General features: G+C 74.2%; 14 protein-coding genes. 8 read left to right on the top strand and 6 right to left on the bottom strand.

Going from position 1 to position 13,660, the window contains the following annotated elements:
* Nucleotides 1-144 precede the first annotated feature (144 nt).
* The 6 genes from ACZ4FH_RS28160 to ACZ4FH_RS28135 form a co-directional block, all read right to left on the bottom strand.
* On the bottom strand, nt 145-1,686 hold the full coding sequence (locus ACZ4FH_RS28160) for an alpha/beta hydrolase (protein WP_467308338.1): 1,542 nt from the start codon (nt 1,684-1,686) through the stop codon (nt 145-147).
* 137 nt (nt 1,687-1,823) lie between these two features.
* Nucleotides 1,824-2,612, bottom strand: coding sequence for an SDR family oxidoreductase (locus ACZ4FH_RS28155; RefSeq protein ID WP_467308337.1), 789 nt, complete (start codon nt 2,610-2,612; stop codon nt 1,824-1,826).
* Between the two features lie 37 nt (nt 2,613-2,649).
* A complete protein-coding gene (locus ACZ4FH_RS28150) occupies nt 2,650-3,726 on the bottom strand; it encodes an acyl-CoA dehydrogenase family protein (RefSeq protein ID WP_467308336.1) in 1,077 nt (358 codons plus the stop codon).
* Nucleotides 3,727-3,750: 24 nt separating this feature from the next.
* On the bottom strand, nt 3,751-4,737 hold the full coding sequence (locus ACZ4FH_RS28145) for an acyl-CoA dehydrogenase family protein (protein ID WP_467308334.1): 987 nt from the start codon (nt 4,735-4,737) through the stop codon (nt 3,751-3,753).
* Nucleotides 4,737-5,912, bottom strand: a complete 1,176-nt coding sequence (locus ACZ4FH_RS28140) for an acyl-CoA dehydrogenase family protein (RefSeq protein WP_467308333.1) — start codon at nt 5,910-5,912, stop codon at nt 4,737-4,739. Before ACZ4FH_RS28140 ends, ACZ4FH_RS28145 begins: the two co-directional genes overlap by 1 nt.
* On the bottom strand, nt 5,912-6,760 hold the full coding sequence (locus ACZ4FH_RS28135) for an enoyl-CoA hydratase (RefSeq protein WP_383637755.1): 849 nt from the start codon (nt 6,758-6,760) through the stop codon (nt 5,912-5,914). Before ACZ4FH_RS28135 ends, ACZ4FH_RS28140 begins: the two co-directional genes overlap by 1 nt.
* A gap of 46 nt (nt 6,761-6,806) precedes the next feature.
* Here ACZ4FH_RS28135 and ACZ4FH_RS28130 point away from each other — a divergent pair, with 46 nt between their 5' ends.
* The 8 genes from ACZ4FH_RS28130 (at nt 6,807) to ACZ4FH_RS28095 (ending at nt 13,645) form a co-directional block, all read left to right on the top strand.
* Nucleotides 6,807-7,973, top strand: a complete 1,167-nt coding sequence (locus ACZ4FH_RS28130; protein WP_467308331.1) for an acyl-CoA dehydrogenase family protein — start codon at nt 6,807-6,809, stop codon at nt 7,971-7,973.
* Nucleotides 7,970-8,755, top strand: coding sequence for an SDR family oxidoreductase (locus tag ACZ4FH_RS28125; RefSeq protein ID WP_467308330.1), 786 nt, complete (start codon nt 7,970-7,972; stop codon nt 8,753-8,755). The genes ACZ4FH_RS28130 and ACZ4FH_RS28125 overlap by 4 nt, the downstream gene beginning before the upstream one ends.
* A gap of 5 nt (nt 8,756-8,760) precedes the next feature.
* Nucleotides 8,761-9,354 carry a TetR/AcrR family transcriptional regulator gene (locus ACZ4FH_RS28120; RefSeq protein ID WP_467308464.1) on the top strand — a complete coding sequence of 198 codons (594 nt, stop codon included), beginning with the start codon at nt 8,761-8,763 and terminating at the stop codon, nt 9,352-9,354.
* 38 nt (nt 9,355-9,392) lie between these two features.
* Nucleotides 9,393-10,550, top strand: a complete 1,158-nt coding sequence (locus ACZ4FH_RS28115) for an acetyl-CoA C-acetyltransferase (protein ID WP_467308328.1) — start codon at nt 9,393-9,395, stop codon at nt 10,548-10,550.
* Between the two features lie 235 nt (nt 10,551-10,785).
* A complete protein-coding gene (locus tag ACZ4FH_RS28110) occupies nt 10,786-10,962 on the top strand; it encodes a hypothetical protein (protein ID WP_219569054.1) in 177 nt (58 codons plus the stop codon).
* A gap of 10 nt (nt 10,963-10,972) precedes the next feature.
* Complete coding sequence (locus tag ACZ4FH_RS28105) at nt 10,973-11,692, top strand: hypothetical protein (RefSeq protein ID WP_467308327.1); 720 nt, start codon at nt 10,973-10,975, stop codon at nt 11,690-11,692.
* Nucleotides 11,689-12,693 carry a DUF6895 family protein gene (locus ACZ4FH_RS28100; RefSeq protein WP_467308326.1) on the top strand — a complete coding sequence of 335 codons (1,005 nt, stop codon included), beginning with the start codon at nt 11,689-11,691 and terminating at the stop codon, nt 12,691-12,693. Before ACZ4FH_RS28105 ends, ACZ4FH_RS28100 begins: the two co-directional genes overlap by 4 nt.
* A 22-nt stretch (nt 12,694-12,715) precedes the next feature.
* Complete coding sequence (locus ACZ4FH_RS28095) at nt 12,716-13,645, top strand: DUF6895 family protein (protein WP_467308325.1); 930 nt, start codon at nt 12,716-12,718, stop codon at nt 13,643-13,645.
* The last annotated feature ends 15 nt before the right edge of the window (nt 13,646-13,660 follow it).

Genomic DNA, 13,660 nt, shown 5'->3' with positions numbered 1-13,660 from the left:
CGCCGAGCCGATGCCCCCGACGCTACGGATCACGCCGGGCACCCGGCCATGGCGGCTGCTGGCGGACCCGGGGTGGGGATAACCCGAGGCCACCGCCCAGGTGCGGCTCAGCCCCCTGCCCCGGCGGGCCGGTGATCCGGCTGATCACCGGGCCGTTGGGGTCCGGGGGCAGACCGTGTCGGTGGCGGGGAGTGTGCCGCCGCTCAGGTAGCGGACGACGGCCCGGTCCGCGCAGGGCACGGGCGTCAGGCCGTCGAGCCCGCGGCCGAACACGCCGTGCGACCGGATGTCCGCCGTGACCAGCCGGGAGCCGGTCAGCCGGCGGTGCAGGGCCAGGGCCCCTTCGTACGGGACGTTGTTGTCGTACCGGGCCTGGAGCATCAGCACGTCCACGTCGTTGCCGATCACTGTGGCGGGCTCGCGGGAGGTGCTGGTCCAGAAGGCGCACGGCGCGGTCATGCCGTTCACCAGCGGGCCGAACACGGGCTGGTCCGCGCGGCTGCGCTCCATGTTCCGCCAGTACGTCTCCGGATCCTTCGGCCAGCCCCCGGCGGGCCAGCCGCGGTCGCCGCACATGAAGAGCGCCCCGCCGAGCATGCTGTCCGTAAGTTCCGGCGAGGAGAGCAGTTCCAGCATGGCGGCGAGCTCCGGACCGGGCTCGACCGGCCGCCCCGCGGCGGCGTCGGCCAGGTCGCGCACGGTGGAGGCGAGCGCCGGGTCGTACTCCGTGTGCTGCACGAACTGCCTCAGCACCAGGCGCACCAGCGGCGCGGTGAGGGGGACACCGGAGACCACGACCGGCCGCCGCTCCGCCCCGTCCAGCAGCCGCTGGACCCGGGCGCGGACCCGCGCGGGCGTGGTGCCGAGCCGGTAGGCCGCGTCGTGCCGCGCGGTCCACCCGGCCCAGTCGTCCAGCCCTTCCTCCAGGGGGCGGCCGGCGCGCCGGAACAGCTCGTACTGGGTGGCGGCGGGATCCGTCGACGAGTCCAGGACGATCCGGTCGGCCCGGCGGGGGAACATCTGGGTGTAGACGGCGCCCAGATCGGCGCCGTACGAGACGCCGTAGTAAGAGAGCCTGGGCTCGCCCAGCGCGGCGCGGATCGCGTCCATGTCGCGGGCGACGTCCCGGGACGTGGCGTGCGGCAGCAGCCGGGCGTTGTCGCCGTGCTCCCGGCAGCGGCGCGCGGTGTCCCGGGCGTCGCGCACGGACCGGTCGAACTCGGCGCGCCGGGTCGTGGTGGGGCCGGGCGCGGGCGCCGGGGCGGCCGGATCGCAGACGAGCGGGGTGGACTCCCCGAGGAAGCGCGGATCGAAGCCGATCAGGTCGTAGTCCTCGGCGGCCTTCCCCAACGCGGGCCGCAGGTAAAGCGTGTTGGCCAGGCCCGTGCCGCCGGGACCGCCGGGGTCGGACAGCAGGATGCCCCGGCGCTTCCCGTGCGCCCCCGTCGCCGCGACGCGCGAGACGGCGATCTCGATCGTCGGGCCGCCGGGGTCGGCGTGGTCGAGGGGGACGGTCACCTTCGTGCAGCGGGCACCGGCGGCCCGTAGCTCCGTCTGCTGCGGCGCACAGGGCCCCCAGACCAGGGACGGGCGGGCCGGTCCGGCGGAGACGGCGGACGCGGGAAGGCCGCCCGCGAGTAAACAGGCCAGGGCGAGACCCAGGACGGCCGGACGGATGACGCGCATCGTGCTCCTCTGGTCGGGCGGGGGGTACGCGCACGACGCTAGGAGCCCGGGTGGCCCGTCACCATCGGGCCACCCGGTCGACGCAGCCGGGGGAAAACCCCCTCCGGACCGGCCGGGGGCGGTGGGTCCGGAGGGGGCTACCCCGCCCCGCCTGCGGCCTTCGCCGCCAGATAGCGGGCCGGGAACTCCCCGCCGCCGTGCACCGCGAGGTCCGCCCCGTTGACGTACGCGGCCAGTCCGCCCGCCAGGAACAGACACGCGCCCGCCACATCGCCCGGCACCGCCATCCGCTCCATCGGGACGACCGCCGCCACCGAGGCACCGCCGTCCGCCCCGTAGACCGACGCGGCGCTCTCGGTGCGGATCAGCCCCGTCGTGATGTGGTTGACCCGGACGGCCGGGGCCCATTCCAGGGCCAGGGCCTTCGTCAGACCCAGCAGCCCGGCCTTGGCGGCGCTGTACGCGGCGGTCCCGGGCTGCGGGTCGTGCGCGGAGACGCTGCCGATGTTGACGATCGAGCCGCCGCCGTCCTGACCGGCCATCACCCGGTGGGCGGCCTGGGCCACATAGAACGGGGCGAGGAGGTTGAGCGCCACGATCTTCTCCACGAAGCGCGGCGAGACGGTCGCCGCGTCCGCGTCGGGGGAGCCGCCCGCGTTGTTCACGAGCACGTCGAGGCGGCCGAAGCGCTCCACGGCCGCGTCCACCAGCGCCCCGGCCGCCTGCGGATCGCGCACGTCGGCCGGGACGAGGACGGCGCGCCGCCCCGCCGCCTCGGGCAGGGCCTCCGGGGCGGTGCGCCCGCAGACGACCACGTCCGCGCCCGCCGCCAGGAACGCCGTGGCGATGGTGGCACCGATGCCCTTCGTGCCGCCGGTGACCAGGACGACGCGCCCGGTGAAGTCCAGCGGGGTGCCGATGTCCATGGTGATTGAGCCTCTCTGTCGGGAACGGGGGCAGGCGTCAGCGCGCCGCGACGAGTCCGAGCCCGTCGGCGAGCCGGGCGCGGTGGAGGGCCGGCGGGCCGAACAGCTCGCCGGTCCCGTGCGCCCGCTTGAAGTAGCGGTGGGCGTCGTGCTCCCAGGTGATCCCGATCCCGCCGTGCAGCTGGATCGTCTCGCCGGCCACCGCCGAGAACGCCTCGGAGCACACGGACTTCGCGACGGCGGCCGCGCGCGGCAGCGCGGCCGGGTCCTCGTCCGCGGCGAACGCGGCACCGAGCGCGGCCGAACGCGCCGACTCCACCAGGACGTAGGCGTCCGCCAGCCGGTGCTTGACGGCCTGGAAGGAGCCGATGGGCCGGCCGAACTGCACCCGGTCCCGCGCGTAGGCGACGGTGAGTCCGAGACAGCGCTCGGCCGCCCCCACCTGCTCCGCCGCCAGGGCCGTGCACGCCAGGTCCCGTACGTGCTCCAGGACGCGTCCGCCGTCCCCGTCGGTGCCCAGCAGCCGCGCCTCGGCACCGTCGAGCACCCAGCGCGCCAGCGCCCGGGTGGCGTCCATGGTGACGACGGGTTCCCGGCGCACCCCGGCGGCGGCGGGCGCCACCTCGAAGAGCGACACCCCGGCCCCGGTCCGGGCGGCGACCAGGAGCACCCCGGTCTCCGGCCCGTCCAGGACGTGTTCCTTCGTCCCGGTCAGCAGCCAGCCCCCGTCCGGCCCCGGCACCGCCGAGGCACGGACCGCCCCGGTCTCCCAGGACCCCTCCTCCGCCCAGGCCAGGGTGCCCGCCGAGTCGCCCCCGGCGAGGCCCGGCAGCAGCCGCGCGCACGCCGCCGCGTCCCCGGAGGCCAGCAGCGCCCCGGCGGTGAGGACCGCCGAGCCCAGGAAGGGCAGCGGGCTCAGGCTCCGGCCCAGCTCCTCCATCAGGACGTGGACGTCCCGGGCGCCGCCGCCCGCCCCGCCGTACTCCTCGGGCACGGCCAGTCCCGCCGCGCCGATCTGCCCGGCCAGCGGCTTCCAGGCGGTGTCGCCCGGGTGCTGCTCCAGTACCGCGCGCACGGCCGCGCGCAGTTCGTCCTGCTCCTGCGTCAGTCTCATCGGGCTGCTTCCTTCGGCGGGCGGTCAGAGGGCCAGGACGCGGGCCCGGCACGCGGCCGGGGTGCCCCAGGCGTCCCGCAGCGGCCGGGCCTTGCGGATCCACAGCGACAGATCGAGTTCCTCGGTGTAGCCGACGGCGCCGTGCAGCTGGAGCGCGGCGCGGGCCGCCCCGTAGGCGGCCTCGCCGGCCGTGACCTTGGCGGCGGCGATGTCCCGTCCGGCGTCCGGCCCCCCGGCGGCGAGCGCCAGCGCGGCGCCCCGCACCAGCGGTTCGGCGAACTCCAGCGCCAGCAGCGTGTCCGCGAGCCGGTGCTTGACCGCCTGGAACGAGCCGATCGCCACGCCGAACTGGGTGCGCCCGGTGACGTAGGCGACCGTGCGGGCCAGCAGGGTCCGGCCGAGTCCCAGGCACTGGGCGGCCGTGGCGAGCGCGGCGACGTCGGCCGCGTGCGCGGCGGCGGCCGTCACCGAGGGCCCGGTGGCCAGGACCGTGCCGCCCGTGGGCCGTGCGAGCCGCCGCGCCGGATCGGCCGAGGGCTGTACGGGCCCGGCCCCCTCGGCCAGGAGCAGGGTGTCGCCCTCCACCACGAGGACGGTGTCCGCCGCGTCGGCGTCCAGGGCGTAGGGGCCGGGCGCGGCCGGGCGCAGCGAGACGAGCGCGGTGCCGGCCGCGATGCCGGGCAGCCGTGCGGCGGCCTCGCCGTCGTCGCCGAGCCGGTCCAGCAGGGCGGCGGCGGCCACCGTCTCGACCAGCGGACCGGGGACGGCGTGCCGGCCCAGCACCTCGAAGGCGAGGGCCAGTTCGACGGGGAGGAGGCCGAATCCGTCGTACTTCTCGGGCACGGCCAGGGCGAACACCCCCGCCCCGGCCAGCCGGGCCCAGAGGTCCCGGCCCGGTGCGTGGTCTCCGGCGGCCCAGGACCGGATCACGGCCGGGGTGCCGGCGGAGGTCAGCAGGGCGTCGAGGGAGCGGGCGAACTCCCGCTGCTCGGCGTCGGGGAAGAAGCGCATCACCGGCGTCCCTTCGGCAGGCCGAGCAGCCGCTCGGCGATGATGTCGCGCTGGATCTCGTTGGTGCCGGCGTAGACGGGCCCGGCCAGGGAGAAGGTGTAGCCCTCCGCCCAGCCGCCGCCGGCGGGCGATTCGGCGGCGTGGTCGGCGAGTTCGCCGTACGGGCCGAGCAGATCGAGCGCCGTCTCGTGCAGCGCGATGTCCAGCTCGGACCAGTAGATCTTGTTGAGGCTGGACGCGGCCCCGGCGGGCCCGCCCTCGCCGTGCAGGACCTGGGAGACGCCCGCGTAGGAGAACAGCCGGTAGGCGCGGGCCCCGATCACCGCGTCGGCGACCCGGTCGCGCAGCGCCGTGTCCGCGGGGTCGCCGTGCGCGTGCCACAGAGCGGTGAGCCGGTCGGCCGCGGCGGTGAACCTGCCGGGACTGCGCAGGGTCAGCCCGCGTTCGTTGCCGGTGGTGCTCATGGCCACCCGCCAGCCCTGGCCGGGCTCGCCGATGACGTCCTCGTCGGGGACGAACACCTCGTCGAGGAAGAGTTCGGCGAAGGCCGGTTTGCCGTCCAGCCGGCCGATCGGCCGGACCGTCACCCCCTCGGCGTCCAGCGGGAACATCAGATACGTCAGCCCCCGGTGCGGCTTGTCCGCGTCCGGGTCGCTGCGGAAGAGCCCGAAGGCCCGGTCGGCGAAGGCGGCCCGGGACGACCAGGTCTTCTGGCCGCTCAGCAGCCAGCCGCCCTCCGTCCGCACCGCGCGCGACCTCAGCGAGGCCAGATCGGACCCGGACTCCGGCTCGGACCAGGCCTGGGCCCAGACGACCTCGCCGCGCGCCATCGGGGGCAGCACCCGGGCGCGCTGTTCGGCGCTGCCGTGCTCGAAGAGGGTGGGGGCCAGCAGGTTGATGCCGTTCTGGCCGACCCGGCCGGGCGCGCCGGCGGCGTAGTACTCCTCCTCGAAGATCATCCAGTGCAGCAGGGAGCTGCCGCGCCCGCCGAACTCCTCGGGCCAGGAGACCGCCGACCAGCGGTCACCGGCCAGCACGCCCTCCCATTCCCGGTGGGCGGCGAAGCCCTCGGCGGTCTCCAGGGACGGCAGGGGGGCGGCCGGTACGTGCGCGGCCAGCCAGGTCCGCACCTCGGAGCGGAACGCCTCGTCGGCCGCGTCGAATGCCAGGTCCATCAGCCGCTCGCCTTCTTCATCGCCCGGATGTCCATGCCGCCGAGCGCGTCGGGCGCGGTCTCGGCGTTGTGCGCGTGGGCCAGGTGGTGCAGGCCGAACACCGAGTCCATGCCGGTGTGCAGGCCCTGGAGGTCCTCGGCCTGGTTGACGGCGCGCTTGGTGAGGGCGAGACCCAGACGCGGCATCTCGGCGATGCGCAGGGCCAGTTCCTCGGTGTGCCCGGCCAGTTCGGCCCGGGGCACCACCCGGTTGACCATGCCCACCTCGTACGCCCGCCGGGCGCTCATCCGGTCCCCGGTGAACAGGAACTCCTTGGCGATGCGCGGGGGCATCACCCAGGGGTGGGCGAAGTACTCGACGCCGGGGATGCCCATGCGGACCACCGGGTCGGCGAAGAAGGCGTCCTCGGAGGCGACGATCAGATCGCAGACCCAGGCGAGCATCAGCCCGCCGGCCACACAGGCGCCCTGTACGGACGCGATCAGCGGTTTCGGCAGTTCGCGCCAGCGGCGGCACATGCCGAGGTAGACCTCGGACTCCCGGGCGAAGCGGCTCTCCGCGCCCTCCTTGTCGGAGTGGTCCCACCACAGGCCCGCCCGGCGTTCGAACGGCAGATGCGCGTCGCGTTCGGGGGTACCGATGTCGTGGCCGGCGGAGAAGTGCTCGCCGGCACCGGCCAGGACGACGGCCTTCACCTCGCCGTCGTCGGCCGCGCGGTAGAACGCCCGGTCCAGGGCGTAGGTCATCGCGGAGTTCTGCGCGTTGCGGTACGCGGGCCGGTTCATGGTCACGATCGCGACCGGGCCGCGCTTCTCGTAGCGCACCGGTTCGTCGGGGGCAGCGGACATCGGCCCCTCCTTCCCTAACAAGTGTTTGGTAGATTAACGTACCCCCATGAGCAGCGTCGAGGAGTTCCGCACCGAGATCCGCGGCTGGCTGGCCGCCCACCTCACCGGTGCCTTCGCGGGCCTGCGGGGCCGCGGCGGACCCGGCCGCGAGCACGAGGCCTTCGCCGAACGGCTCGCCTGGGAACGGCACATGGCGGCCGAGGGCTGGACCTGTGTGGGCTGGCCCGAGGAGTACGGCGGCCGGGGCGCGACCATCGAGCAGCAGGTCGCCTTCCACGAGGAGTACGCCCTGGCCGACGCGCCCGCCCGCGTCAACCACATCGGCGAACAGCTCCTCGGACCCACCCTGGTGGCCTTCGGCACCCCCGAGCAGCGGGCCAGGTTCCTGCCGCCGATCGTCGCCGCGGAGGAGCTGTGGTGCCAGGGCTACAGCGAGCCCGACGCCGGTTCCGACCTCGCCAATGTGCGGACCCGGGCCGAACGGGACGGTGAGGACTGGGTCGTCACCGGACAGAAGATCTGGACCTCACTGGCCCACGAGTCCCAGTGGTGCTTCGTCGTCGCCCGGACCGAACCCGGATCGGTCCGCCACGCCGGGCTCTCCTACCTGCTGGTCCCGCTCGACCAGGACGGGGTCGAGGTCCGGCCGATCCAGCAGCTCACCGGCACCTCCGAGTTCAACGAGGTCTTCTTCGACCGGGCCCGCACCCCCGCGGACCACGTCGTCGGGGCGCCGGGCGACGGCTGGAGGGTCGCCATGGCCACCCTCGGCTTCGAGCGCGGTGTCTCCACGCTGGGCCAGCAGGTCGGCTTCCGGCGCGAGCTGGAGACCCTGATCGGCCTGGCCCGCCGCAACGGCGCCGCCGGCGATCCGCTGATCCGCGACCGCCTGGCCCGCGCCTGGACCGGCCTGGAGACCATCCGCTGCAACGCCCTGCGCATGCTCGACGGCGTCGCGGCCGGAGCCCCCGGGCCCGAGGCGTCCATCGGCAAGATCTTCTGGGCCACCTGGCACCGCGAACTCGGCGAACTGGCCATGGCGGTCCTCGGCGCCGGCGGCATGACCGCCCCGGCCGCCCCGTACGAACTGGACGACTGGCAGCGGCTGTTCCTCTTCTCCCGCTCCGACACCATCTACGCCGGATCCAACGAGATCCAGCGCAACATCATCGCCGAGCGCGTCCTCGGCCTGCCCAAGGAGACCCGCCCGTGACCACCCAGCCGCCCTATGTGCCGGGCCACTCCCTCCTGGACGGACGCACCGCGGTGATCACCGCCGCCGCGGGCGCCGGAATCGGCGGGGCCACCGCCCGCAGGTTCCTGGAGGAGGGCGCCCGGATCGTCATCTCCGACGCCCACGAGCGCCGCCTCACGCAGAGCGCCGACGCCCTCGCCGAGGAGTTCGGCGCCGACCGCGTCGCCGCGCTGGCCTGCGACGTCACCGACCAGGACCAGGTCGACGCCCTGTTCGCCCTCACCGTCGAACGCCACGGCGGCCTCGACGTCGTCGTCAACAACGCCGGACTCGGCGGCACCGCCGACCTCGTCGACATGACCGACGAGGAGTGGACGAAGGTCCTCGACGTCACCCTGAACGGCACCTTCCGCTGCACCCGCACCGCCCTGCGCCACTTCAAGGACCGCGCCGCCGGAGGCGTCGTCGTCAACAACGCCTCCGTCATCGGCTGGCGCGCCCAGCGCGGCCAGGCGCACTACGCCGCCGCCAAGGCGGGCGTCATGGCCCTGACCCGCTGCGCCGCCCTGGAGGCCGCCGACTTCGGTGTCCGCGTCAACGCCGTCGCCCCGAGCCTGGCCATGCACCCCCACCTGGTGAAGGTCACCACCCCCGAACTCCTCGCCGAACTCACCGAACGCGAGGCCTTCGGCCGCTACGCCGAACCCTGGGAGATCGCCAACGTCATCGTCTTCCTGGCCAGCGGCTACTCCTCGTACATGACGGGGGAGACCGTCTCCGTCAGCAGCCAGAGGGCGTGACGGCGATCACCCCGACCCCCAACGCCGAGCGACGCGCCGAACTCCTCGCCACCGCCGCCGGGGTGTTCGCCGCCCAGGGGTACAACGCCACGACCGTCCGCCGCATCGCGGACGAGGCCGGCCTGCTCGCGGGCAGCCTCTACTACCACTTCGACTCGAAGGAGTCGATGCTCGACGAGATCCTCACGGCCTTCCTGGACGAGCTGTGGACCGGCTACGCCACCGTGCTCGCCGCCCGGCTCGGACCGAGGGAGACCATCGCCGGACTCGTCACCCAGTCCTTCCGCCAGATCGACCGGCACGGACCCGCGGTCGCGATCTACCAGAAGGAGTTCCGGCACCTGGCCGCACAGCCGCGCTTCGCCCATCTCGCCGACTCCCGGCAGAAGTTCGAGAACGCCTGGCTGCGCACCCTGGAGCGCGGCGTGGCCGAGCACGCCTTCCGTGCCGACCTCGACGTCCGGCTCGTCCACCGCTTCGTGCGCGACACCGTCTGGGTCGCCGCCTCCTGGTACCGCCCCGGCGGCACCCACAGCCCGGAGGAGATCGCCCGGCAGTACCTGTCGATGGTCCTCTCCGGCATCACCACACGCATCTGACCCCACCCTCACCACCCCTCATCCAAGGAGCAGCAGTCATGGCCGAGGCCTACATCGTCGAAGCCGTCCGCACCCCGGTCGGCCGCCGCAAGGGCGGTCTGTCCGCCGTCCACCCCGCCGACCTCGGGGCCCATGTCATCAAGGCGCTGGTCGAGCGCTCCGGCATCGACCCGGCCGCCGTGGACGACGTGGTCTTCGGCTGCCTGGACACCGTCGGCCCGCAGGCCGGCGACATCGCCCGCACCGCGTGGCTCGCCGCGGGCCTGCCCGAGGAGGTGCCCGGCACCACCGTCGACCGTCAGTGCGGCTCCTCCCAGCAGGCCGTGCACTTCGCCGCCCAGGGCGTCATGTCCGGCACCCAGGACCTGGTCGTCGCCGGCGGCACCCAGAACATGTCGATGATCCCCATCGCCTTCGCCAGCCGGCAGGCCGCCGAACCCCTCGGCCTCACCGAGGGTCCGTACGCCGGTTCCGAGGGCTGGCGGGCCCGCTACGGCGACGCCCCCGTCAACCAGTTCCACGGCGCCGAACTGATCGCCGAGCAGTGGGGGATCAGCCGCGAGGACATGGAGCACTTCGCCCTGCGCTCGCACCGGCGGGCCCTGCGCGCCATCGACGAGGGCCGTTTCGCCCGGGAGACCGTCGCCTACGGGGACGTCACCGTGGACGAGGGTCCGCGCCGCGACACCTCCCTGGAGAAGATGGCCGGACTCAAGCCCGTCGTGGAGGGGGGCCGGCTCACCGCGGGCGTCTCCTCCCAGGTCTCCGACGGCGCCTCCGCCCTGCTCATCGCCTCCGAACGGGCCGTGGCCGAGCACGGGCTGACGCCCCGGGCCCGGATCCACCACCTCTCGGTGCGCGGCGAGGACCCGATCCGGATGCTGTCCGCGCCCATCCCGGCCACGGCGTACGCGCTGAAGAAGGCCAGGATGTCCATCGACGACATGGACCTGGTGGAGATCAACGAGGCCTTCGCCCCGGTGGTGCTGGCCTGGCTGAAGGAGACCGGCGCCGACCCCGAGAGGGTCAACGTCAACGGCGGCGCCATCGCGCTCGGCCACCCGCTCGGCGCCACCGGCACCAAGCTGATGACGACGCTCCTGCACGAACTGGAGCGCACCGGCGGGCGCTACGGCCTCCAGACCATGTGCGAGGGCGGCGGCCAGGCCAACGTCACCATCATCGAGCGCCTCTGAAGGACCTGCCGGGAGCGCGCCGGGAAACCCTGAATGCGCCCCGCGCACTACCCCCCTGACCGATGAGAGAAATGGGCGTTCCAGCAGGTCAGAGCCTTGTGGTGGAGTTCTGAATTCATCATTCAATTGAATGGAGAACTCCACGCTCCGGGCCCTTCGATTTGCGGAGGCGCATTCCGTGGATTCCACTCGGAACGTACGGCAACCCCCATTTCCTACAGGACGGGGCACCACCATGTACACCACGGAAACCACTGCCACCGACATCGAGCTGGACCTCGACGAGGCCCTCAACCCGGGCGAGGCCGAAGGCTTCTACCGGGACTCGCGTGAGTGCGCGTACCTCGCCCTCCTCGGCGGCGGTTCCGCGCTGCTCCTCTCGCCTCCGACCCCCCGCCCGAAGAAGGGCTAGTCGGCAGGCCATGGACCAGTCACATGCTCCGTCCCCCCTCGCGGGTGCCGTGCATGACCTGGCAACAGAGGTGGTCCTCGCTCTTCGGAGCGGGGACCACCTCGCCACGGTGTGCGGCGCGGCCGGAATCGACGAGGACGACCGGACGGGAATCGCCGCGGTACGCGTCATCGGCGCCGATCTGCTCCTGCCCAGCGTGCTCCACGGGAGCCATCCGCATCCGGGCGACGTCGCCCTCCTCCACCGCGCCGTGCGGGAGTTCCCGCCCCGGCCCGACGCCTCCGACGCCGCGATGTGGAGCCACTGGGGCATGATGTCCGCCCTGCACCGGTCGGCACCCGCCGCCGTCGCCGCGGGACAGCCGCCGCTCGCGGTCTCCCCGGCCGAGGAGCCGGACGCGGCCTGGCTCGAAGGCGCCCCCTGGCAGTCCTTCACCCATCAGCTCTCCGTCCTCGCCCCGCTCGCCGTCCCGGCCGCCTCGTCGGCCGTGCACCGCGCCGCCGCCCACCGGGTCGTCGACCTGTCCCGGGGCTTCGTCCGCGCGGTCCGCCGGCGCGACTGGCTCCAGGCGGCGGGGACCGGCCGCTGGCTGGCCGCGCTGGACGGCCGGCCCGACAGCCTGGGCCTGGACCGCGGACTCGACTTCGTCGAACTCATGGGCGGCACGGACCCCCGCGTCGCCCTGCACGTCCGGGCGGCCCGGCTCATGGCAGAGGGACGGCCGCGGTGACGGCACCGGCGGCCACCGCGCCCGGCGTCACCGCGGGCGCGGCCCTCTCCGTCCTGCCCGGCGTGCTGCGCGGGGCACTCGGCTGGACCGACACCCACCGCGACGGCTTCGTGCTCCCGCCGGACGTGCTGGAGCCGCACACCAAGGTCGACCACACCCTCAAACCCCTGGGCGAACTGGCCCAGCTCTGCTCGACCGTGTGCCGCGCCACCGCCCCGGACACCCCGGAGCACCGGACGGCCCGGGACCTCATCGCGTTCGCGTGGGACCAGGTGCGCGCCGGTGACCTGCTCCTGGACCTGCTGCGCGGTGAGCCCTTCGCCACGTACCCGTACGAGATCTACGCCGCCTTCGCCGGGCGCGGACTGCGCAACGAGAGCTTCGAGGCCCTGGCCGGCACCCTCGCCGCGACCCGGGGCTGGGCCCACACCGAGCAGCAGGCCAACCGGGAGCTGGGCCTCGTCAACTCGGAGCGGCGGGTGGGCGACGCCCCGCACGCCGACGCCGGCACGGTGCTCGCGCGCACCTGGCTGGGCGGGCTCTGCGAACCGTGGACGTTCGAGGGACCCTCCGGCTACGCGCTGACCCACACCGTCTTCCACATCACCGACTGGTGCTGCTTCCCCGAGCGGATGCCGGCGGACATCGACGCCTATCTGCGCGCCTGGCTGCCGCCCTGGACCGACGGCTGCCTGGAGAGCCTCCAGTGGGACCTGACGGGCGAACTGCTCGCGGTCGCCGCGGCGCTGCCGGGCCCGCCGCCCGCGGACCTGATGGACGCCGCCTGGCCCGCGCTCGCCGCCGCGCAGGCGCCGGGCGGCGCGGTGCCGGAGACGGGCCCCACGGCCGATCCGGCGGACGGGGACCCGGATCCGTACCCCTTCCTCGCCTGCTACCACTCCACCCTGGTGACGGCCTTCGCCGCCGCCCTGTGCCTGGGCCGGCTCACCGCACCCCGGACCGGTGCGCACACGGCGGACGCGGCCGGGACCCCCGCATGAGCCGTACGAAGGGAATCGCCGCATGAACGGCAACGGCATCCAGCAGATCCATGACGTCGGCGCACGGGCCCTGGAGTGGCTGTACACCCACCGGTCGGGGTTCCGGCTGGACGACGACCCGCCCCCCGAAGTGGGGGTCCTGGACCGGTTCAAGCCGCTGGGCGAACTGGCCCTCATCAGCAAGGTCATCTTCCGCGAGGGCGTCGCCGGCTCCCGGCAGGCCGCGCTCGCCCGCAAGCTCCTCGACCACGCCTGGCACGAACTGCTGGGATCGGGGAGCCGCCTGCTCGACGGTCAGCGGCGGGAACCCCTCTGCCCGGTCCCGATGGAGGTCTACGTACCGTTCCGGGAACTCGGCTACGAGGCCCCGCCCCTGGAGGCGGCCGTCCGGCTGAACCACCGGCTGACCAGCTGGGGCGCGCTGGAGGTGGTGCCGGTGCGCCGGCTCGGACTCAGCGCCATGGAGCGCCGCTTCGGCCTGGAGCCGAGCATGCCCGCCGACGAGGCGTTCCGGCGCACCTGGCTGTCCCGGCAGCCCGAGCCCTGGACGGTCGAGGGAAACATCGGCTACGACATCACCCACACCGTCTTCCATCTGACGGACTGGGGCGCCGACCCGGCCGGACTCCCCGCCGACGTGGCGGACTACCTCGCCCTCTGGCTGCCGGCCTGGCTCGACGACTGGCTCGACCTCGGGCGCTGGGACCTGCTGGGCGAACTGCTCGTCGTGGACGCCTGCCTCCCGGAACCGACGCTCGATCCGGCGGCCTGGGCGGGATTCGCCGCGGCCCAGCAGCCGGACGGAGCGATGCCGGTGATGGGAGACATGCCGGAGGGCGACGAGGAGTCCGTCTTCGACCTCGTCTACCACCCGACCCTGGTCGCCGCGTTCGCCTCCGCGCTGGCCCTGTCCCGCTCCCTGTCGGACCTCACCGCACCGGCCCCGGCGTGACCGCCCGGCAGGAGG

The organism is Streptomyces sp. NPDC024555 (assembly GCF_055559335.1).
Note: the sequence above shows the minus strand (reverse complement) of the source record. Positions and strands in the feature narration are given on the sequence as shown.

Excerpts from the sequence above, each read along its gene's own strand:
- ACZ4FH_RS28160 (WP_467308338.1), bottom strand. The coding sequence starts at position 1,686 with ATGCGCGTCATCCGTCCGGCCGTCCTGGGTCTCGCCCTGGCCTGTTTA.
- ACZ4FH_RS28155 (WP_467308337.1), bottom strand. The coding sequence starts at position 2,612 with ATGGACATCGGCACCCCGCTGGACTTCACCGGGCGCGTCGTCCTGGTC.
- ACZ4FH_RS28150 (WP_467308336.1), bottom strand. The coding sequence starts at position 3,726 with ATGAGACTGACGCAGGAGCAGGACGAACTGCGCGCGGCCGTGCGCGCG.
- ACZ4FH_RS28145 (WP_467308334.1), bottom strand. The coding sequence starts at position 4,737 with ATGCGCTTCTTCCCCGACGCCGAGCAGCGGGAGTTCGCCCGCTCCCTC.
- ACZ4FH_RS28140 (WP_467308333.1), bottom strand. The coding sequence starts at position 5,912 with ATGGACCTGGCATTCGACGCGGCCGACGAGGCGTTCCGCTCCGAGGTG.
- ACZ4FH_RS28135 (WP_383637755.1), bottom strand. The coding sequence starts at position 6,760 with ATGTCCGCTGCCCCCGACGAACCGGTGCGCTACGAGAAGCGCGGCCCG.
- ACZ4FH_RS28130 (WP_467308331.1), top strand. The coding sequence starts at position 6,807 with ATGAGCAGCGTCGAGGAGTTCCGCACCGAGATCCGCGGCTGGCTGGCC.
- ACZ4FH_RS28115 (WP_467308328.1), top strand. The coding sequence starts at position 9,393 with ATGGCCGAGGCCTACATCGTCGAAGCCGTCCGCACCCCGGTCGGCCGC.
- ACZ4FH_RS28110 (WP_219569054.1), top strand. The coding sequence starts at position 10,786 with ATGTACACCACGGAAACCACTGCCACCGACATCGAGCTGGACCTCGAC.
- ACZ4FH_RS28105 (WP_467308327.1), top strand. The coding sequence starts at position 10,973 with ATGGACCAGTCACATGCTCCGTCCCCCCTCGCGGGTGCCGTGCATGAC.
- ACZ4FH_RS28095 (WP_467308325.1), top strand. The coding sequence starts at position 12,716 with ATGAACGGCAACGGCATCCAGCAGATCCATGACGTCGGCGCACGGGCC.